21 protein-coding genes are annotated in these 19,271 nt (G+C 68.3%); 10 read left to right on the forward strand and 11 right to left on the reverse strand.

Annotated features, from left to right (window positions below; translation table 11 throughout):
- The first annotated feature begins 77 nt into the window (after positions 1-77).
- The 8 genes from ACOGXD_RS08090 to ACOGXD_RS08125 all read left to right on the forward strand — a co-directional run bounded on the left by ACOGXD_RS08090 (position 78) and on the right by ACOGXD_RS08125 (position 6,940).
- Positions 78-1,277 carry a CaiB/BaiF CoA transferase family protein gene (locus tag ACOGXD_RS08090; protein WP_419917327.1) on the forward strand — a complete coding sequence of 400 codons (1,200 nt, stop codon included), beginning with the start codon at positions 78-80 and terminating at the stop codon, positions 1,275-1,277.
- Complete coding sequence (locus ACOGXD_RS08095) at positions 1,274-2,449, forward strand: acyl-CoA dehydrogenase family protein (RefSeq protein ID WP_419917328.1); 1,176 nt, start codon at positions 1,274-1,276, stop codon at positions 2,447-2,449. Before ACOGXD_RS08090 ends, ACOGXD_RS08095 begins: the two co-directional genes overlap by 4 nt.
- Before the next feature lie 89 nt (positions 2,450-2,538).
- Positions 2,539-2,745 carry a DUF2191 domain-containing protein gene (locus ACOGXD_RS08100; protein ID WP_419917329.1) on the forward strand — a complete coding sequence of 69 codons (207 nt, stop codon included), beginning with the start codon at positions 2,539-2,541 and terminating at the stop codon, positions 2,743-2,745.
- Positions 2,745-3,164: a PIN domain-containing protein gene (locus ACOGXD_RS08105; protein WP_419917330.1), complete on the forward strand. Its 420-nt coding sequence runs from the start codon at positions 2,745-2,747 to the stop codon at positions 3,162-3,164. Before ACOGXD_RS08100 ends, ACOGXD_RS08105 begins: the two co-directional genes overlap by 1 nt.
- 65 nt (positions 3,165-3,229) lie before the next feature.
- Complete coding sequence (locus tag ACOGXD_RS08110) at positions 3,230-4,327, forward strand: hypothetical protein (RefSeq protein ID WP_419917331.1); 1,098 nt, start codon at positions 3,230-3,232, stop codon at positions 4,325-4,327.
- 118 nt (positions 4,328-4,445) lie between these two features.
- Positions 4,446-5,531 carry a hypothetical protein gene (locus tag ACOGXD_RS08115; protein ID WP_419917332.1) on the forward strand — a complete coding sequence of 362 codons (1,086 nt, stop codon included), beginning with the start codon at positions 4,446-4,448 and terminating at the stop codon, positions 5,529-5,531.
- A gap of 126 nt (positions 5,532-5,657) precedes the next feature.
- The gene (locus tag ACOGXD_RS08120) at positions 5,658-6,464 is read left to right on the forward strand and encodes an enoyl-CoA hydratase/isomerase family protein (RefSeq protein WP_419917333.1); all 807 of its coding nucleotides are present in this window, start codon (positions 5,658-5,660) and stop codon (positions 6,462-6,464) included.
- Positions 6,465-6,472: 8 nt separating this feature from the next.
- Entirely contained in the window at positions 6,473-6,940 is a 468-nt protein-coding gene (locus ACOGXD_RS08125; RefSeq protein ID WP_419917334.1) for a cupredoxin domain-containing protein, read from the forward strand.
- A gap of 60 nt (positions 6,941-7,000) precedes the next feature.
- On the opposite strand, the gene ACOGXD_RS08130 is transcribed toward ACOGXD_RS08125, so the two are convergent.
- On the reverse strand, positions 7,001-7,879 hold the full coding sequence (locus tag ACOGXD_RS08130; RefSeq protein ID WP_419917335.1) for an LLM class F420-dependent oxidoreductase: 879 nt from the start codon (positions 7,877-7,879) through the stop codon (positions 7,001-7,003).
- 158 nt (positions 7,880-8,037) lie between these two features.
- Here ACOGXD_RS08130 and ACOGXD_RS08135 point away from each other — a divergent pair, with 158 nt between their 5' ends.
- Entirely contained in the window at positions 8,038-9,378 is a 1,341-nt protein-coding gene (locus ACOGXD_RS08135; protein WP_419917336.1) for an MFS transporter, read from the forward strand.
- A gap of 94 nt (positions 9,379-9,472) precedes the next feature.
- Here the strand turns inward: ACOGXD_RS08135 and ACOGXD_RS08140 are convergent, their stop codons facing one another.
- The 6 genes from ACOGXD_RS08140 to ACOGXD_RS08165 form a co-directional block, all read right to left on the reverse strand.
- A complete protein-coding gene (locus tag ACOGXD_RS08140; RefSeq protein ID WP_419917337.1) occupies positions 9,473-10,270 on the reverse strand; it encodes a YbaY family lipoprotein in 798 nt (265 codons plus the stop codon).
- A 96-nt stretch (positions 10,271-10,366) separates the two neighbouring features.
- The gene (locus ACOGXD_RS08145) at positions 10,367-11,215 is read right to left on the reverse strand and encodes a hypothetical protein (RefSeq protein WP_419917338.1); all 849 of its coding nucleotides are present in this window, start codon (positions 11,213-11,215) and stop codon (positions 10,367-10,369) included.
- An 80-nt stretch (positions 11,216-11,295) separates the two neighbouring features.
- Positions 11,296-12,057 (reverse strand): SDR family NAD(P)-dependent oxidoreductase, encoded by a 762-nt coding sequence (locus ACOGXD_RS08150; protein ID WP_419917339.1) that lies wholly within the window; start codon positions 12,055-12,057, stop codon positions 11,296-11,298.
- Between the two features lie 31 nt (positions 12,058-12,088).
- Positions 12,089-13,390 (reverse strand): TauD/TfdA family dioxygenase, encoded by a 1,302-nt coding sequence (locus tag ACOGXD_RS08155; protein WP_419917340.1) that lies wholly within the window; start codon positions 13,388-13,390, stop codon positions 12,089-12,091.
- Between the two features lie 66 nt (positions 13,391-13,456).
- Positions 13,457-14,662 (reverse strand): mandelate racemase/muconate lactonizing enzyme family protein, encoded by a 1,206-nt coding sequence (locus ACOGXD_RS08160; RefSeq protein WP_419914006.1) that lies wholly within the window; start codon positions 14,660-14,662, stop codon positions 13,457-13,459.
- A 71-nt stretch (positions 14,663-14,733) separates the two neighbouring features.
- Positions 14,734-15,468: an SDR family NAD(P)-dependent oxidoreductase gene (locus ACOGXD_RS08165; protein ID WP_419914008.1), complete on the reverse strand. Its 735-nt coding sequence runs from the start codon at positions 15,466-15,468 to the stop codon at positions 14,734-14,736.
- Between the two features lie 219 nt (positions 15,469-15,687).
- Between ACOGXD_RS08165 and ACOGXD_RS08170 the strand changes: the two genes are divergently transcribed.
- Positions 15,688-16,053 carry a VOC family protein gene (locus tag ACOGXD_RS08170; protein WP_419914010.1) on the forward strand — a complete coding sequence of 122 codons (366 nt, stop codon included), beginning with the start codon at positions 15,688-15,690 and terminating at the stop codon, positions 16,051-16,053.
- Between the two features lie 18 nt (positions 16,054-16,071).
- On the opposite strand, the gene ACOGXD_RS08175 is transcribed toward ACOGXD_RS08170, so the two are convergent.
- The 4 genes from ACOGXD_RS08175 to ACOGXD_RS08190 all read right to left on the reverse strand — a co-directional run bounded on the left by ACOGXD_RS08175 (position 16,072) and on the right by ACOGXD_RS08190 (position 19,255).
- On the reverse strand, positions 16,072-17,223 hold the full coding sequence (locus ACOGXD_RS08175) for an NAD(P)/FAD-dependent oxidoreductase (RefSeq protein ID WP_419914012.1): 1,152 nt from the start codon (positions 17,221-17,223) through the stop codon (positions 16,072-16,074).
- A gap of 50 nt (positions 17,224-17,273) precedes the next feature.
- Positions 17,274-17,675 (reverse strand): RDD family protein, encoded by a 402-nt coding sequence (locus ACOGXD_RS08180; RefSeq protein WP_419917378.1) that lies wholly within the window; start codon positions 17,673-17,675, stop codon positions 17,274-17,276.
- A gap of 43 nt (positions 17,676-17,718) precedes the next feature.
- A complete protein-coding gene (locus tag ACOGXD_RS08185; RefSeq protein ID WP_419914014.1) occupies positions 17,719-18,129 on the reverse strand; it encodes an RDD family protein in 411 nt (136 codons plus the stop codon).
- A gap of 115 nt (positions 18,130-18,244) precedes the next feature.
- On the reverse strand, positions 18,245-19,255 hold the full coding sequence (locus ACOGXD_RS08190; RefSeq protein ID WP_419914016.1) for a hypothetical protein: 1,011 nt from the start codon (positions 19,253-19,255) through the stop codon (positions 18,245-18,247).
- Positions 19,256-19,271 lie beyond the last annotated feature (16 nt).

The following is a 19,271-nucleotide window of genomic DNA, read 5'->3' on the forward strand; positions in this document are numbered from 1 at the left end:
ACAGCTCGCTCGGCCGGCACCTCACCGGAGCACTCGGTGGCGATGACTGCCCGGCAGTGCCGTTCGGGGCGTAAGCGGTGACATCGTTCGAGTCGGGAGCGCCGCAGGGACCCTTGGCGGGCATCCGTGTTGTGGAGATCGCCACCTTCATCGCCGCGCCCGGCGGCGCGCACCTGCTGGCGTCGCAGGGTGCCGACGTCATCAAGGTGGAGGACCTGGTGGTCGGCGACCCGCTGCGTATGTTCGGGTCGAGTCGGGGCGGCATGTCGGGCTGGTTCGCCAACATCAACGCCGGCAAGCGCTCGCTCGCCATGGACATCGCCTCGCCCCAGGGTCGTGAACTCATGGCCGACCTGCTGGCTACGGCTGACGTATTCGTGCAGGCGTACCGCCCCGGTGTGGCCGAACGGCTCGGCATCGGCGAAGCCGACGTGCGCAAGCGCAATCCCAACGTCATCTACGTGTCGATCAGCGGCTTCGGCCGTGACGGGCCCTATTCGAAGCGGCCCGCTTACGACGCCGTCATCCAGGGCTGGTCGGGCATCGCGGCGGTGCAGGGCGGCGACGGCGAGCCGCAGTTCGTCAAGAGCTTCATCCCCGACAAGGTCACTTCGCTGACGTGGACCCAGGCCGTGTGCGCAGCGCTGTTTGCCCGGGAGCGCACCGGCCGAGGCGAGCACGTTGAGCTCTCGCTGCTCGACTCGGCGGTCAGCTTCATGTGGCCCGACGCGATGATGGACCACACCGTGCTGGCCGACGACGCCGACCACCGCCCGAACCTGCTGGCCGACTACCGGCTGCTGGCGTGCCGGGACGGCTACGTGGCCGTCATGCCGCTCACCGACGCCCACTGGAAGGGTGTCGCCGATGCGTTCGGCCGGCCCGATCTGCTCACCGATCCCCGCTTCGCCGAAGCCGGACCACGGGCAGCGCACTTCGGCGACATGATCGACACGCTCGGCGAGGTGGTAGCCGATGCGGCCCGCGACGACGTGGTCGAGCGGCTCATCGCAGCCGACGTGCCGGTGGCGCCGGCCCTGCGCCCCGACGAGATCGCCGCCGACCCGCAGGTACAGCACTCCGGCGTGGTGCGGGAAGTCGACCACCCCATCGTCGGCCTGATCCGCCAGCACCGCCCCGCCGCACTGTTCGCAGGCGGAATGCCCGAGCTGCGCCACGCCGTCGAGCGGGGCACCGACACCGATGCAATCCTGTCGGAGCTGGGCCGGTCGGCCGAAGCGATCGCCGAGTTGCGTGCCGAGGGGGTGGTGCTGTGAGCGAGTCGAACAGCGATCGAAGCGGCAGCAGCCTGCGCATCGACGAGCGCGCTGGCGCAGTGCTGGCCGAGCACGCCGCTTGGAACGAGGAGCACCGCCACCTCTCCGAGCACTCCCTGTCGGCCCTACGCGATTCGGGGGCGCTGCGGCTGCTGGTGCCCGAACGGGTCGGCGGTGACGAGCTCACCTTCGCCGAAATGGTGGCCAATGTGCGAGAGGCCGCCCTGTACGACGGCGCTGCAGCCTGGGTGCTGATGGTGCTGGTCGGGCACAGCTGGATGATCGGCTCCATGAGCGAAGATCTCCAGGACGAGGTGTACGGAGCCGACCTCGACGCGATCGTGCCGGGTTCGCTGGCCCCGGTGGGCTCGGCCACCGAGTGCGACGGCGGATGGCTGGTCGACGGGCGCTGGCCGTTCACGAGCGGCGCCGTGTGGGGCGACTGGTTCCTGCTGGGCTCGCAGGTGCTCGAGCCGGGCGATCGACCCCGCCTGATCCACGTGGTGATGCCGCGCGCCGACATCACCGTCGACGACAACTGGTACGCGATCGGCCTGCGCGGCACCGGCTCGTGCGATGTCACCGCCGAGCAGGCCTTCGTGCCCACCCACCGCATGCTCGACTCGGGCGAGCTGCTCGGCGCCCGCTCGCCGTGGTCAGCCCGCCACCGCACCTCGCTGTACCACACGCCGGTCCTGCCAGGACTGTCGGTGCATGTCGCGGCGACCGCCCTCGGGCTCGCCCGGGCCGGGCTGGACGACGCCGCCGACCGCTTCGGGGTTCAGGACGATCGCTACATGGGCACGGCCAAATCGCGCCGGCCGGGGCTGCACATGCGCCTCGCCGAGGCCAACACCGAGGTGCGCTCCGCGGAGATGCTCATCGACGACACGGTCGGCCTGCTGCGCCGGGCCGCCGAGGGCGACGACTCCAAGGCGCTACGAGCCCACGCCAAGTACCAGGGCAGCTACGCCATCGAGCTGTGCCGGCGGGCACTCGATCGGGTCACCACGGCTGCCGGCGGGCGGGCCGTCTTCGACGGCAGCCGCCTGCAGCAGGCCTTCCGGGACGTGACGATGGCCTCTCAGCACCAGGTCGCCGATCTCGACACGGTCGGCGAGGCCTACGGCCGCACCCGCCTCGGCATGGACCCTGGCCCCCACCCGCTGTAGCCCAAACGAGACGCTAGGAAGCGGCGGGCTCCTACTCGTCACGGTGTTGCCGGTACTCCTGTCGGCATTCCGGTTGATATCTTGACTGTGTGGCAAAGACATCTGTCGAGATCGATCGAGACATCGTGGCACAAGCCGCGGAGATTCTCGGCACATCCTCCCTGCGAGACACGATCGACGCCTCGCTGCGCGAGATCGTCAACGCCCGCCGCCGCCTCGAACTCGTCGGGCTGCTCGCCGACCCTGAGCGTTTCGACTTCGCAGCCGCGGACACCGCGTGGGGCGCAGACAGCTAGTGGCGCGCGCCACGCATCTCGCCGACACGAGCGCGCTCGCTCGATTCGACCGGCCCCATGTCGTCGCGTCAGCCGCCGCCCGCATAGCAGCCGGCCAGATCGCACTCTGCGCCCCAGTCATCTACGAACTGGGCTTCAGCGCCCGCACCGCCGCCGACTACGACGCGGCCGCGACCCGGCTCGATGCCTTCGAGCGAGCGCAGACCACCGAAGGAGACTTCGGGCGCGCCCTTGACATCCAGCAACGCCTCGTGCACCGGGGGCTCCACCGGGCAGTCTCGCTGGTCGACACTCTCGTCGCAGCAGTTGCCGAAAGCCGAGGCCTTGTCGTACTGCACTACGACGCCGACTTTGAGCTCATTGCCGAGATCACCGGCCAGTCCACCGAGTGGATCGTCGAACGAGGCACCGCCGACTAGCACGCGCCGAAATAGGTGACCGTCTGCGGACATGACCTACTGAGATACTGGCCGAAGGCCGGTTCGTGTCCGCGGTGCCCAGCAGATGGCGCCGCCGCTCCGGCGAGGAGATGATGAACGTGAAGGCTCGCAAGGCGAGGCTCGCGACGGCTGTCGCGGCCGCGGCGCTGGTTGCCGCCGCATGCGGTAGCGACGGAGGTGGGGGAGATGCCGCCACGCAGGCGACACCTGCGCCGGCAACCACCGCGGCCGCTCCGACCAGCGCGGCTCCCACCACAGCGCCGCCGCCGGCAACGGTCGCTGCGGCCAATGAACTGCCGACCGATGCGATGGGCTTGCTGATCGCTGCAATCGAGAACAGCGCCGTGCCATCGGTGCGCGGCGAGATGCGCCTCAGCATGGCCGAGATGGCGAGCGTGGCCGTGCAGTTCGCGACTGACGGCAACCAGAACCGCTCGATCACCATGCACTTTGCGGAGATGACCGGACCCGACGGGGAGGGTCCGGGAATCGAGATCCGATTCGTCGGCGGCGATCAGTACGTGCAGTTCATAGTCCCCGAGGGCATGCAGGGTCTCGTCGGCGACGCGATGCCCGAAGGGTGGTTCACGCTCGACGCAGAGACGGCCGCCCAGGTGGGAATCGTGTGCCCCTCGCCCATGCCCGGCGGTACGCCGGCGGGTGGCGTGTGCCAGCTTCCGAACGACAACACCTTCATGATCGAGCACGTGATCGGCGCCGAGATCGTCGGTCAGGACGACCTCGACGGGCTGGCTGTCTCCCACGTTCGGTTCACCGTCGATGCGGCGGCACTGGTGGCGCAAACCGTCGCCACGCTCGGAGGCGGCGACGGCGCTGGGGGCCTGCTTCCCTTCGGCGACGACTTCGGCCCCGAAGAGTTCGTCTTCGACACCTGGATCGACGGCGACGGCCTCATCAGGCGCCTGAGCCTCGACTTGGGCGCCGCCATGGAAGAGCTCAGGGGCGGTGCAGACGAGACTGAATCGGACGATTTCGCGGATGCCTTCGCCAGCCTGTTCGACATCACCAACGTCATCGACTACTACGACTACGGCGCCGACATCACCATTGAGGCACCGCCCGCGGACGACATTGTCGGCGATTTTGGCGACATGATGGGGGCAGGAATGGCAGCCGGCTGACAGGAGAGCGGCGATGTCGTTGGTAGCGGCGGGCACGCTGTCATTGCCGCTAGCGGCAGTACTGTCGGCGCGGTGGGTTGGCGCGCCTAGGCCGTCATGAGCTAGATAGAAGTAAGTCATGACGGATACTTGTTCCTCCCCTGCCACGTCGCCGAGCGCCGCCGCACCCGAGCGCAGCCGGCAGGAGGTCGATGAGGCCGTCGCCGAGGTCGTATCGGCTGCAACCCCCGGCATGCCGACACATCGCATCCGCAGGTCACGATGGGTCGCGGCGCTAGTGGCGCTGTTTCTCGTCGCTACTGCGTGCACCGGTGGGGCTGACGACGACCGTGCAGCGCTTCCGACGGATGCAATGGAGCTGCTTCGAACGGCATTCGAGAACAGCGCCACCCGATCCGCCCGAGGCGACATGCACATGGACATGGGCGGCTTCGTCAGCGCATCTGCCCAGTTCGAGAGCGACAACAACCAGAACATGTCGATTGTGATGAACCTTGAGTGGGCGAGTTATACCGACGTGCCCGGGTTCGGCTTCGAGATGCGATTGGTCGACGACGTCGCCTATATGCGGTACATCCTCTCCGAGGAAATGCAAGACCTCGCTGGCGATGCGCTGCCCGAGGGCTGGCTTACGCTCGACTCAGATTTCGCTGCTGCCGCGGGCATCATTTGCGCCTCACCGCTTCCTGGCATTACAGCGGATGACGGATTGTGCCGGGCGCCCAACGACAACCTGTGGATGATCGAGCACGTAACAGACGCGGAGGTGATAGGCGGCGAGGTCATCGACGGTGTTCCGATGACACAGGTGCGCTTGACGCTGGACTACGGCGCCGCGATGGATCCGTACTTCGACGAGCCCCAAGACGGCAACGCCTTGACGCCGTACCTCGGCTTCATGCATATCGACGAGGTCGCCGTCGACATGTGGATCGACGATAACGGGCTGACCCGGCGCATGAGCATGGACTTAGGTTCGATGATGCAGGACGTCGTCGATGGTCTTGTCGATGATCTTGACGAAGCTGACATTGAAGGCGACGGAAGCGATCTCGACGAGTTTCTCGATCTCGTCGTGTCCAATACCTCCAATGTCACCGAGTATTTCGACTATGGCGCCGACATCACCATCGAAGCACCGTCGCCGGACGAGATCGTCGGCGACTTCGGCGACCTGATGGACCCATTGCTTGACGCGAGCTGATGCTGGGCGACGGTCTCGTGGCCCGCGTCGATCAGTCCGCCTTGTTCCTCAAGGATCACGCTCGAACGCTGGCATCAGGCGCGTGTCAGACTGCCGCGTAAACAGCAGTCCGAACGGGGGGCAGCGATGTCGGAAGATTCGGGGATCGTTCTGGAGACCGTGCGGGTGGACGGCGACGGGCCGGTGCGTCATCTGGTGCTGAACCGGCCCGAGGTTCACAACGCCGTCAACTCCCGGCTCATCGCCGACGTTCACGCTGCCTGCTTGGCGCTCGACGCCGACCCGAGCGTGCGGGTGGTGATCGTGCGTGGCGAGGGCCGCAGCCTGTCCTCGGGGGCCGATCTCAAGCAGGGGCGGGGCACCAGCCTCGACGCCATGCTCGGCTCCAAGGCGGGCGCCCGCATGTACGACACGCTGATGAATCTCAACGCGATCACGATCTGCCTCTGCCACGGCTACATGATCGGCGGGGGAGGGGTGCTGCCCGCTGCGTGCGATTTCCGCATCGGCAGCCCGTCGATGAGCCTGACGCTCAACGAGGTCAGCATCGGCTTCAACCTCACCTGGCACTCGGTGCCGGCGCTGGTGAACCTGGTGGGGCCGCACCGGGCCAAGGAGATGCTGATCCTCGGGCGCACCTACGGCATGGAAGAACTCGATTCGTGGGGCTTCTTCACCGAGACCGTGTCCGGCGACGATGAGCTCGTGCCCGCCGCTGAACGCCTGGCCGCAGCCGTCGTGAACCAGCCGCCGGTGCCGGTCACGTCGTCGAAGGCATCGATCAATGCGCAGGCGATGCCGCTCGGCCGAGCCATCAACCACCTCGACCACGTGGCCGTCGGCTACATGGGCAAGAGCGACAGCTCCCGCACGGCCGTGCGCAGCTACTTCGACCGGGACGATCCCGACGCCCGTACCTGGTCCGACGACTGAGCAGGGCGATGGCTGGGTCCGGCAGCGCTGAGTCTGACGGTGTCGAGCCCGACGACCTCGAGCCCAGCGGCGCATCGAGCGGCGCGAGCGGGCCGAACCGGCGTGACCGGGGCTGGCCGAACCAGCGCACCCTGCTGCTGTACCTGCTGGGCGGGCTGCTCATCGCGGCGATCCCCGTCATAGTGGCGCGCTTCGTCGACCAGCCCCCCGGCGACACCTACACCATCGACATACCGCCGGGAACGGCCGCCGCCATCGCAGCCGGCCAGGACGTAGACGTCGTTCCTGACGAGCTGGACCTCACGCTTCGAGACGTGCTGATCATCGTGAACCGTGACTCGGTGGCGCACACCATCGGCCCGTTCGAGATAGGACCCGGCGAGCAATCCGAGCACTCGTTCAACGAGGTGGCTGCCATCAGCGCCTATTGCTCGCTGCACCCCTCCGGCAGCATCAGCATCTCCATCGGCGAGTAGCTGAGGCTTCGAAGAATCAGACCCGCAAGCCCAGATGCCACAGCGGGCTCACGTGACTCTCTACGACTCCCGGCAGGCCGGCAAGGCCTCATCGGCGAACTGCACGACCGCATCCTCGGGCCGGCCCATGCGCAGCGCCGCAGTGTTGATCAGCAGCCGCTGCACACCGTGGTCGCGGTACACCTCGAGCCCTTCAAGTCCCTCGCGGTGGTAGTTCCAGTACGCCGTCAGCGCCAGCTCGGCCGGGTCGCGCCCCTGCCGGTCGCACTCGGCTCGCATTTCGCCGATCAAGCGCTTGAAGTCGTCGAGATCCTTGTGGATCACGTACCAGCCGTCGCCCCGCGCCACCAGGCGACGGATGGCCGGCGGCGTGGTGCCGCCGATGAGCAGCGGCATGCGGGGCCGCTGGGCCGGTGTCGGCAGCATCGAGAATCCCGTCCAGTCCAGGAACTCGCCCTGGAAGTCCACATCCTCGCCGGTCCACGCGGCGGTCATGGCGTCGATGTACTCGTCGGCCCGGGCGCCCCGGCGGTCGAACGGCACGCCGAGCGCGTCGAATTCCTCTTCCAGCCAACCCACGCCGATGCCGAGCTCCAGCCGCCCGCCCGACAGGTGGTCGAGCGATGACGCCTGCTTGGCGAAGTACAGGGCGTTGGCCTGGGTGACGATGTTGACGCCGGTGCCGAGCCGCAACCGCTCGGTGGCCCCGGCGACGAAGGTCAGCGCGATGAACGGGTCGGTGAAGCCTGCGTCCGTTGGGAGGCCCAGCTTGCCGCTGGGGTTGTACGGGTACCGGCTCTCGTAGTCGTGCGGCACGATCACGTGCTCGAACGTCCAGACCGATTCGTAGCCGAGTTCCTCGAGCTGCTGGGCGAACGACCGCAGGTACCCGGGGTCGAGGTAGGCGGCCGAGTTGATGGGGGTGATGCCGACGTGCATCTGCGGGACTGTACGCAACACCTGCAGCGGGTGCCGGTGGCTTCGCTGGCCCCGCCGATCCGGCCAGTCCGCCGAGCCCGCCAGCCCAGCGCTCCGCGCAGTCGTGCATGCAGCGGCCCGGTGCGCCAAGCTGTTGCGGTGCCTGGGGGGAGATCGCCGTGAGCGACGCTGTGTTCTCGGTGCAGCGCGCCTCCGCGTACACGCGCGCCGACCAGGAGCGCGTCCAGCGGCGCACGGTCGTGGTGCTCATCGCCAGCCAGGCCGCCGGCGGTTTCGGCCTCGTGGCCACCTACATCGTGAGCGCCCTGCTGGCCGAGGACATCACCGGCAGTTCCACGCTGGCAACGATCGCCGCGAGCAGCCTGTCGATCGGCTCGGCCTCGGTCGCCGCCCCCATGTCGAAGCTCATGAACAAGTACGGCCGCCGCTCGGGCCTGCGCTTCGGCTACCTGGTGGGCGCGGGGGGCGCCACGCTGGCCGTGCTGGGGGCGATCCTGCTCAGCTACCCGCTGCTGTGCCTGGGCGTGTTCGGCGCCGGCGCCGGCAACGCCGCCAACCTGGCGACCCGCTACGCCGCGTCAGACCTGGCGCAGGAGAACCGGCGCGCCAGCACGATCAGCATGATCGTGTGGGCCACCACGTTCGGTTCGTACACCGGCTCGGTGGTGTCGGGCTACGCGAGCGAAGTGGGCGTCTCGCTGGGCCTGCCCGACAAGACCGGTTCCTACGTGTTCGCCGGCGTGATGTTCCTGCTGGCAGCGGCGATCGTGGAGATCTTCCTGCGGCCCGACCCGCTGCACATGGCCAACGAGCTGGCGGCCGAGGGCGTTGCCAACGGCACCCAGAAAGCCCAGGCCAAGCCCACAGTGCGCGAGGCGGTCTCGCTGATCATGCAGCAGAGCCAGGCCCGTCTCGCCGTGTTCGCCATGATCGTCTCTCAAGTGACGATGGTGGGGGTCATGGCGCTCACCCCGCTGCACATGAACGCGGGCGACCAGTCCCAGAACGTCATCGGCCACATGATGGGCTTCCACATCTTGGGCATGTACCTGCTGTCGCCGCTCATCGGCCGGCTCACCGACTCGGTCGGCAAGTACCCGATGCTGTATGTCGCGGGCGGGCTATGTACCTGGGGCGCGTGGTGGGCGGCGGTGACGCCGCCCGCGGGCGTGCTCGGCGTGTTCATGGGCAACTTCCTGATCGGGCTGGGCTGGTGCTTCGGCGTGGTGGCGGCGTCGAGCCTGCTGGTGGAGCTGTATCCGATCCATCAGCGGGTGTCGGTGCAGGGCGTGGGCGACTTCGCCATGCTCGGCGCCGGTGCGATGGCAGGGCTCAGCTCGGGTGCGCTGTACGAGACGTTCCAGTACCGCGGCGTGAACTACGCGAATGCGCTGTTCGGCGTGGCGCTGGTACTGGTGACGTTCTTCACCTACACAGGCGTGCGCCGGGCGATGCGCCGACCCCGCCGCCAGCAGCCCGCAGTCGCCGTCGGCGGCTGAGCCACAGCGCCGCCGGGGCGCCGCTCGCCTAGCGGTCGCTGGACGGACTGCTGTTGCAAGGCCGACCGGGGCGCGCTGTGCGCGGCTCCGCTGGCTAGGGCGCGGTGAAGGTGAAGGTGCGCTCGCCATTCAGGACCACCTCGAACATCTCGCCCGAGATGAACCCGTCGCCGAGGTGGACCATGGCGTCGAGTTCCAGATCTCGCTCGGAGCAGTCCTGCGCCCACGGCACCGGTGCCGGCACCCATGCCGTCACGGCGACCTCGAAGCGGCTGCCGCTGCGCACGGCTTCCTCCCTGCCGATGTGGTAGCAGCCGTCCTCGCTCGAGGTCACGAACACAACCCGCAGGTAGCCGCTGCTCTGGCTGCCGGTTGAACCCTCCCAGATCATTCCCACGTCGGTGGCGTGCACTGGTGCCTCGACCCGGTCGGGGTCGGTAGGGCTCCAGCCGTCGGGCGCCAGCTCTGGCGGCGGCTCCACCATCACGAGCGTCATGTCGACTCGGCGCGGGTTGCCCCGGGTGATCACGTCGTACGCGCTGTCGTTCGTGAACGCCATCCGACCGTCGCCCTCGGTGATCACCACCGAGACTGAGTAGACGTTGCGGTCGTCGATCTCGTCGCTGACGTAGCGCAGGTCGAAGTCGATGGGCACCTGGCCCGGACTGCTGATGATCTGCTCGGCGATGAGCACCGAGGCCGCATCGGCGAGGGACGTGTCGCGCAGCTGCACGGTCACGACGGCGTCGGGCGTCAGCGCGATGCGCTCGCGGTAGGTGATCGTGCCGCGCACCGAGGCGTCGGCGCCCGGCGGTGCTGGGGTGACGATCTCGGTGGTGTCGTCGTTGTAACCGCATGCACTGACGATGAGCGCGACGCAGGCGACCGGCATCGCTGATCGGAGTGCGCGGCGTCGGGCCTGGCTTCGAGCTGCGCGCGTACGGTGTGCGTACGTCAATGGTGCAGACATGGGCGCCGTCTCCGAGAACTATCCGGCCGCGGGATCGCTCTGCAGCGAGGCCAGCAGCGAGCCCTGCCGGCCCAGCGGCTCCACGCCGAGCGTGCGGAAGATGCGCCAGTGCAGGCTGATGTCGGAGGCGATGATCGGCACGCCGAGCTGCGCTTCGATATCTGCGGCCAGGCTCACGAAGCGGCGCGGCAGCCCGTCGGTGCCGCGGTAGTTGGACATGCCGTTCATCAGCACTGCGTCCACGTCGGGCGCCTGGCTCAGGGCGTGCTCGCACGATCGCAGCGCCAAGTCGCCGGGGAAGATCCAAGTGCAGTCGTTCACCTCGTCTTGGGTGGCGTACCAGCCCTGATCGACGAAGTTCCCGGCCCACACCACGTCGATGTCAGCACTGCGCAGGAACCGCACGACGCCGTCGCGCCAGTCGGGCCAGAAGTACACGGCGTTGAGGGCGATCCGCTCGTAGCCACGCGCCTCGCAGGCCTCCACCAGCGTCAGGCCGGCCATGTGGAACGGCGTGTCGTACTTCTCGGACATCTCGGCGGTGAAGCGGCGAATGTCGGCAGCGTCGGTGCCGGCGGCATGCACCCAGTTCGTGCCGACCTGGCCCACCACGTCGGCGCCGCTGCCGGACAGGCAGTGCACGGTTTCCTCGAGCAGGTGAAACAGCCCGGCCCGGTCGCTGAGCCGGTGGGCGTAGCCGGGGGCGTGCAGCAGGCGGCCGTGCACGCCCACCGACGGCGGGCACATGCGCAGGAAGTCGGTAGGAGCGGCGTCGAAGTCCATCGGCGGCGCCGTAAAGCCGACCTGGTGCGGGAACAGCTTCTTCGCAGGGTCAGCCCACTTGGCCGGCTTGATGGACTCGCTCACTGGATGTGCCTCCTCGCGGCCGGTGTTGTGCCGGTGGTCCGTCGGGCCCCGGGTGTGAATGCAGGGCAGCTGGCCGACACTCAGACGCTCCAGCCGCCGTCGACGTGGATCGTCTGACCGGTGATGTAGCTGGCGCCGGCGCACAGGAACAGGCACGCGTCGGCGTACTCGGCGGCGGTGCCGGGACGGCCGAGCGGCAGCGACTCGGAGTCTTCGAAGACCGTCGCCCAGCGGATCGGGAAGTTGGTGGAGTCGGGGTGCACGTAGCTGGGGGAGATGGCGTTCACCCGCACCTCGGGGGCGAGGCCGCGTGCCAGCTCCTTGGTGAGCGTGATGAGGCCGCCCTTGGCGACGCTGTAGGGCGAGCTGGAGCCGCCGCCTCGCCAGCCCGACATGGACGAGGTGTTCACGATGGCCCCGCGTGCTTCGGTGAGGTACGGCGCAGCGGCTTTGGCAGTGCGGAAGGCCGACAGCAGGTTGATCGACAGCGCCTCTGCCCACAGTTCCTCGGTCTGCGATTCGAGATCGTCGGCCGGGATGGTCTGCAGGGTGACAGGATGCCCGGCGATGTTCAGCAGGTAGTCGATGCCGCCCATCCGCTCGGCGGCAGCTTCGACCATGGCCACCACCGAGTCGTTGTCGCGCAGGTCGCATGGCGCTTCGAACACGTCGAGGTCGTCCCCCCGCAGCGCCTGAACGGTGCCGGTGAGCCGCTCGCCGGGCAGGTCGGCGATGGCCACCGTGGAGCCGTTCTCGGCGAACGTACGGGTGACGCCGAGGCCGATGCCGCTGGCCCCGCCGCTGACGATGCTCCGTTTGCCGGTGAGATCGGCGCTGATCATGTGGCGGCCCCCTTCGTTGATCGGTGATCGCTCATGAGCCCTGCGGCAGGTACTGGTCGTGGCACCATGGGTCGAGCCGCAGGCTGAGCTCGCGCAGGCGGCCGTGGAACTCGTCGCGGGGCACGTGGCACAGGCGGATGTGGCGGCCCGATGCGGGGTCAAACTCGGTGCGGCCGTGCATGACCCGGTGGTTGTCGATGAGCACGCCCTGACCGGGCTCGACCCGGATGGCGGCGGTGAACTCGGGGCTCAGCATGCGGTTGCTGTAGGCCCGGATGGCGTCGTAGAGGCGGTCGACATCGCTTGGCGGCACGTCGAGCGGGCCGAGCGCCCGGTCGAAGTAGCGGATGCCGCTGAGGCGTCCGAACTCGTCGAGCCGGATGACCGGGCTGCGGCTGCGCAGGTTGATCTCGCCGGGGTGACGCCGCACATGTGTGACGGGCAGCGTGGTGAGGGCCTCGAATGCGTCGGGCTCGTCGACGCGCAGCGACTCGGCGATGGCGAAGCCGTCCACGTAGGTGCTCATGCCGCCGACATCGGTGTTGACCAGGCAGTGGAAGATGTCGATGCCGGGCGGGGAGTAGTAGAAGGCGTCGTCGATGTGGGGCGCCTGGGCCATGCCGGTCTTGGCGCCCAGCTTGGCGACGGGCTCGGCGCGCACGTCGTAGATGCGGCCATAGACGGTCGTCTCGTGGATGGGGCCGACGAGGTTGGCGAGGTGCTCGGTGCAGGCGGGGTCGCTGCCGAGGTTGTCGATGCGCACGATGCCGTATTGGGCCAAGAGCCGGTAGGAGTGCAGTTGGCCGGCGCCGCCGTCGCTGGCGTCGGCCCAGTCGACGGTGGGGAAGTCGTTGGCGAGTTCGGCCCGCCAGGTGGCGGGCTGCCAGTCGGCCCTGCGCTGGCGAGCCTCGTCGTCGTAGGCGTTCGCCGCGAGCCAGTCGCTGCCATAGGTGGAACAGTGCCCGCCCGGCCACGTCAGCACCAAGTCGCCATTGCAGGGCCCGGCACTCGCAGGCGCGATGTCGGGCGGGATGCTCGCCACGGTCGTGAAGCGGATGCCGTCAGCGGGGTTGCCGCACTCGGCACACCAGCAGCAGTGCCGCAGCCACTGCGCTGAGTAGGTGCGTTGGCGGCCGTTGGCGAAGGTGACATGCACCTGGCGTCCATCGATTGCCGCGCCGGTCACGGCAGGTGCGTCAGCGATGCCGAGCCGGTTGCCGAGATACGGGTTGTAGGTGGTGATGCCGCCCACAGCCCCGTGCACTGCGGCATCAGTCGGCGGATTCGGCGCCGTCTCGTGTGCATCGTGCGCTACTGGCACAGATTCCGGCATTGTCGAGGCTCGGGATGACCGGCCCGACGGCGACGCCGACAACCCAGCCGACGGCTCGCTCACCGGTCAATCGCTTCCGTCGCCGGCCGCATCGAGTGTGTGGGCAGCCACGAGTTCTTCATTCAGCTCCACGCCGAGGCCGGCGCCGGTCGGCAGCGCTGCGTAGCCGTCGACGATGTCGGGCTCGGGTGGGTGCACCAGCTCGGTGCGCAGGCGGGACGGTCCCAGCCGGGACGAACGGAATTCCACCATCGGGATGGTCAGCGCTGCTGCTTGGAGATGGAAGTTGGCGACGTCGGTGATGCCGGTGGCGAAGCTGTGGGGGATGAGCTGCGCGCCGTGCAGCTCGCACAGCTCGGCGATGCGTATCAGCTCGGTGAACCCTCCGGCGCGGCTGACGCCGGGTTGCACCAGCGACACCCTGCCGGTGGTCAGCCATTCCCGCACCTCCCAGCGCCCGGCTGCGAACTCGGCACCGCCCACCCGGATGGGCGATACGGCTGCGAGGCGGGCATGGCCGGCCAGGTCGTCGTGGCGCAGCGGTGCTTCGGCGAAGGCCACGTCGAAGTCTTCGATGCGTCGCAGCGTCCAGGCGGCGTCGTGCCAGTCCCACCAGCGGTAGCCGAAGTCGAGCGCCATGGTGAGCTCGTCGCCGAGCGCTTCCCGGCAGTTGCCGACGAACTCCACGACGGCTCGGTCGGACACCTCATCGCCGAACAGCACCGGCACCTTGACCGCGGTGAGGCCCTGGTCGGCGGCGATGGCGGCCTGACGGGTGATCTCGTCGAGCACCGCAGACATCGGCCCGTCGTAGATGTCGCCCGGGTAGCAGGTGGCATACGGCCGGATGCGCTCGGTGCGGGCGCCGCCGAGCAGCTTGTACACGGGCAGGCCGAGCTGGCGCCCGGCGAGGTCGTACAGAGCGATGTCCACGGCCGAGTACGCCTGGATGTAGGTGCCGCGGCGCCCGTGGTAGAAGCTGCCGTGGTACGCCCGGTCGTACAGTGCTGCGGCTTCGATCGGATCGGCACCCACCACCACGTCGGTGATGCCCTGGCTCCAGAAGTGAATGGTGCGCTGGTCGATCATCGCCTTGACGACGGCGGGCGTGCACACCGACTCGCCGATGCCGACCCGCCCGTCCTCGTCGGTCACCTTGACGAGCAGCGTTTCCTCGGAGCCTTCGGCGAAGGCGTTCCCGACAGCAGGCACCGACACGATGAGCGCTTCGACCGCAGCAACCGGGCACGGCTTGCGGGCCGTCGCCGTCATGTCCGCACTAACCCCGGACCAGCCGGGCGCGCCTGCTGGCTGCCTCGCTCCGCGTGGCATTCGCCGTCACTTCAGCCGCCGATGGGGCTCTGTGCTGTGAGGCCACCGTCCACAGTAAACACGCTGCCTGAGACGAAACTGGCCGCGGGGCCCGCCAGCCAGGCGACCACTTCGGCGACGTCATCGGGGGTGCCAAGGCGGCCGATGGGATGGCGCTTGATGGCTGCCTGCCGGGCCGCGGCGGGGTCCGCTTCAAGGTCGAACACGGTGTCGGCGAGCGCGGTCGCGATCCAGCCAGGACTGACCGCCACGCAACGGATGCCTTGACGGCCGTGATCGATCGCGATGGCCCGGGTGAGGGCCTCGACGGCACCTTTGGACGCGTTGTAGACGGCCATGCCGGCGTCGGCGTGGGTTGCCGCGATCGACGCGATGTTGATGATGACGCCGCCGTCGGTCTGGTTCGACATGTGACGCACGGCAGCACGGCACATGTTGAACACACCCCGCACGTTGACGTCCATGACGCGGTCGAATTCCTCATCAGTGGTGTCGGCGACGGTCTTCTCCACCTGCACGCCGGCGTTGTTCACCACCACATCCAGCCGCCCGAACCGCTCAACGGCGGCGGCCACCAGCGCATCGGCCTGGGCCGGATCGGCCACATCGGTCTGCAGCCACCCAGCGCCTGCCAGATCGGGCTCCCGCCGGCTGCCGGTCAGCACGTCCCAGCCGTCAGCCAGGAACCGCCGTGCAATCGCTTCGCCGATCCCCGAGCTCGCCCCCGTCACCACCACACTGCTCACGGCCGCCCCCTCGTCGATGACTCTGCCGCTCCCTGCATCCCGTTTCCTCACTCCCTTGATCGCCGGCTCGGTCGCTGCCGCTGCGGCGCTGAATCGTCGCGGTAGTTGGCAGGCTTGCAGCATGGCTCATCGGCACCACGCTTCCGGTACTTCCCCGGTGTCGCCCAGCGTTCGCAGCGGCTCGGCCAGCGGAGTCGGACGGCGTGGAGGTTCGATGTCGTGAGGATTGTCGCGATTGATCACGTGCAGCTGGCGATGCCGCCCGGCGCCGAGGCTGACGCGCAGGCGTTCTACGAGGGACTGCTCGGTGTGCCGCGTGTGCCCAAGCCGGCGCACTTGGAGCGACGCGGCGGCTGCTGGTTCGAGAGCGACGCGATCAAGATCCATCTGGGCGTCGAGGAGCCATTCCGTCCCGCTCGCAAGGCCCATCCCGCCCTGCACGTGCAGGATCTTCCCGCACTCGTTGAGCTGCTCCGTGGCGCTGGCGTCGACGTCCGGGACGACGAGCCGCTCGCGGGTTACGACCGCGTCTACGTGGACGATCCCTTCGGCAACCGTCTTGAGTTGCTGGAGCCGCGCACCTGACAGGCGCAGCCGCGGCAATCAGGGACGGAACGATTCGAGTTTCAGAACGGGGTCAGTCCAGCCCTCGTCGGTGAACAGCGTCCCTGCAAGCCGGCCGATCTCATCTGCCGACTTGGCGGCCGAGCCGCAACCGCCCACCGCGACGGCGACGCGGTCGTCCACCCAGTCGATCCACGGCAGGTCGTGCGGCGTGTTCGTGACCACGCAGGGCTTGAAGTCGCGCGACCGGATCGTGCGGTCGGGGAGGAACTCCCGCAACCGGGCCTCAAGGTCGCCCGCTTCGGCCACGCTCCCGCCGCTGCGGAACCAGTCGACCACAGTGGGCACGTCGTCGGCCATGGTGGCGGCAGGGTCGTAGCCGCCGATCTTCAGCATGACCCGACCGTCGGGGAACCGAACGGGCGGCACCCAGTAGACGTCGTGACGCGGATCTTCCTCGCAGGTGGCCGGGTCGGTCCGGGAGATCAGGCTCGGCAGCGCCGGGCCGTCGTCGAGCTCGGCCATCAGGATCGTCCGCAAGCTGCGCTCGAGCGGCAGGTCGACGCCGACCAGCTCAGCCGCCCACGCGCCGGTGCACAGCAGTACGCCCTGCGCGAGCACCGTGTCGTTGCCGAAGGTCAGCTGCACGCCGTCAGGCGTCGGCACGGCCGCCGAGACGGGCGCGTCGATGACGGTCCCGCCCGCCGCGGCCGCCAGCCGGCTCTGCGCCGCGACCATCCGCCGCGGGTTGATGTGTCCCGCCGGCGCGGCTTCGAGGATGATCGCGTCCGCGCTCGACATGTCGATCCCGAAGCGCTCTGCGACCTCCTCAGCGGTGACCTCGCGTGCATCGACATTGAGTTCGACCGCATGGGCGAGATCCGCATGCGGGTTCGCCCCCGAATAGACAAGACCGGTGCCCGAATGAAACGCGATGCCCGAGCGTTCTTCGATGTCGGCGTATCTGCCGATCGAGCGGATCGCCAAGTGTGACCAAGCGGGATCCGGATCGATCATCCGAGTGATGCGGCCCTCGTCGTAGTGGCTCGCAAACGGACCGTTTGACGAGGCGTAGTCCTCCGGCTCACCCGGCCCGATCAGCGCGACCGAATGCCCGGCCTCTGCGAGATGCCTCGCGGCAGCACTGCCGATCAGCCCTCGCCCGACAACCGCTACCTCAAAGCTCGACACGCCAGCAAGCTAGATGCTCCCGACGCCGGCTATCTCGTCTGTAGTGAGTGTCACTCGCTGGGGACATAGACGAGGACGCTGCCCGCGACGAGGTCGGTCACCGAGCGGCGGTCCTTGCGCAGCAGGATGAGTGCACCGTCGACGACCAGGGCGAATCCGAAGGTCACGATCCAGAGGAGCAACCTGAAGTTCTCGCGGATGAACATCCGGCCCCAGCCGAATCGTGAGCCGTCTCGCCGCACAGCGAAGATCCCGGCGAGCTGCTTGCCAGGCGTCTGTCCTCGTCCCAGCACGAAGAGCCACCAAACGAGGATCACAAAGACGAGCGGCCAGAACACGAGGATCAGCACCAGGAAGAAATCGTCGATCAGCGCAGCCATCAATCGCCGAAACGGACCCGCTGCGAAGTCGCTCACGGAGCCATCGCGCTCAGGCGGCTGCTCGGGCTCCATCGTCACGGGCGGGATTGTTGCAGACAGTCGACGAGACGGTCGGCTACCGCGACAGCGCGGAGGTATGGACGATGGTGCTGTTGCGGACTCGGTCGGCAACCGTCCGGGGTTCGTCGCTGAGCACGAGCAGCGTGATGTCGATGACGATGCCGAGGCCGAGCGTGAAGGCCCAAGTCATGACCTTGAAGATCTCGCGCACCAACATCTGACCCCAGCCGAACCGCTCACCGTCAGGCGTCACAGCCACCAGCCCGAACACCTGCTTGCCGGGCGTCTGCCCGCGTGACAGAGCGACGAGCCACCACGCGGCATACGCGATCACGATGTACCAGAACACCAAGGCCGACATCAGAATCACAGCGTCCAGCGCAAGTGCGGCGAGGCGGCGTGCCAGTGCAGCGGCCATGCCGTCGGGATCCGAGCGGTCGTCTGGCGGCTCAGGCTCCCCGGACACGAGCGGAGTCTGTCAGGCCGATGCAGGTCCAAGCCCACATCAGGACCATGCAGATCGCAGACGGCGACGCCACGGTGCGGACCGTGGCGGTCTGACTTGCTGAACCAGGCTGGAGTTACCAGGTGCTCGCCAACTTCCGCAGGCTGGCCAGGCCGAATTGGCGGTCGTGGCACCACCACCAGGCGTAGCTGGATACGCCACCGTTGGTGAGGTCGTATGAGTCGGTGATCTGGCGCAGGTGGTAGATCGACAGGTAGGCCTCGGCGTGGGCGTAGGCGACGACCGATGGATCCCAGCGCTCGGTGTCGGTGCTGGCCCACTCGTAGGCGTGGGCGAACGTAGCTGTGGCAACACGCACGGCGGCCGGCACGACCTCGGCCGACCAGTCGCGCACTGCTGCCTGCACCTGGTCGGTCTCGGCCGGTGACGGATCCGGAACGTCGGGATCATCACGCGCTGACAGGTAGCTGTGGAGCATGTCGGCGTGCTCCTGATGGCTGACCAGCGTTCCCGCAACTGCGGCGTCGAGGTCGCACCTTTCACGGTCGAGCGCCGGCGGAGCCACGGGCGGCGGCCACACCACCGGGCCGGGAACGACATGGGTGAGGCACAACCCGAGCGAGCTCGAAGCGCTCACCTCGTTCGCTAGCTCCATGACTGCCTGGAGGGCCTCGTGCATGCCTGAAGGCCATCGCACATCAGGGCTGCTGAACGATCGCAGCGCAACGCCGTGGTCGTAGAGGACAGGGTCAGCCTCTGGCGCTGCGTGCGGGCGGCTCGCCAGTCCGTCCAAAGTCGCGTCCCAGCAGCGCGGATATGCCCGGCGGCACATCTCGTTCGCGTCGTACGGCGAGACAGCCCGGGTCGCGATGTCGCCCAGCAGCGCCGCGGCCATGGCGACCTGGAGCCCGTCGTCGGGCGGGTCGCTGCCAGGTCCGGGAATGCCGGGAAGCCCATCGGCGGCAGTCGCCATCTCGTCGCACGCGCGTACAACGAATTCGGACCAATCGATGGACTCGGTCGTCGGCAGCGCTGCGCGCCACGCCTCATGGGCGCCGTGCACCAGCCAAGCCGGCCGCTCGGCGGAGTCGTAGTCGGGAAGGATGCGTGTGGTGAGTTGTGTCATGGCCCGCAACGTACGA

Source organism: Candidatus Poriferisodalis sp. (assembly GCF_965204125.1).
In the GTDB taxonomy this organism is placed as follows: domain Bacteria; phylum Actinomycetota; class Acidimicrobiia; order Acidimicrobiales; family Poriferisodalaceae; genus Poriferisodalis.

Coding starts and splice junctions, on each gene's coding strand:
- ACOGXD_RS08115 (WP_419917332.1), top strand. CDS start 4,446: ATGACGGATACTTGTTCCTCCCCTGCCACGTCGCCGAGCGCCGCCGCA.
- ACOGXD_RS08190 (WP_419914016.1), bottom strand. CDS start 19,255: ATGACACAACTCACCACACGCATCCTTCCCGACTACGACTCCGCCGAG.
- ACOGXD_RS08140 (WP_419917337.1), bottom strand. CDS start 10,270: ATGCCGGTCGCCTGCGTCGCGCTCATCGTCAGTGCATGCGGTTACAAC.
- ACOGXD_RS08130 (WP_419917335.1), bottom strand. CDS start 7,879: ATGCACGTCGGCATCACCCCCATCAACTCGGCCGCCTACCTCGACCCC.
- ACOGXD_RS08125 (WP_419917334.1), top strand. CDS start 6,473: ATGGCTGGGTCCGGCAGCGCTGAGTCTGACGGTGTCGAGCCCGACGAC.
- ACOGXD_RS08150 (WP_419917339.1), bottom strand. CDS start 12,057: ATGATCAGCGCCGATCTCACCGGCAAACGGAGCATCGTCAGCGGCGGG.
- ACOGXD_RS08180 (WP_419917378.1), bottom strand. CDS start 17,675: ATGGAGCCCGAGCAGCCGCCTGAGCGCGATGGCTCCGTGAGCGACTTC.
- ACOGXD_RS08155 (WP_419917340.1), bottom strand. CDS start 13,390: ATGCCGGAATCTGTGCCAGTAGCGCACGATGCACACGAGACGGCGCCG.
- ACOGXD_RS08120 (WP_419917333.1), top strand. CDS start 5,658: ATGTCGGAAGATTCGGGGATCGTTCTGGAGACCGTGCGGGTGGACGGC.
- ACOGXD_RS08160 (WP_419914006.1), bottom strand. CDS start 14,662: ATGACGGCGACGGCCCGCAAGCCGTGCCCGGTTGCTGCGGTCGAAGCG.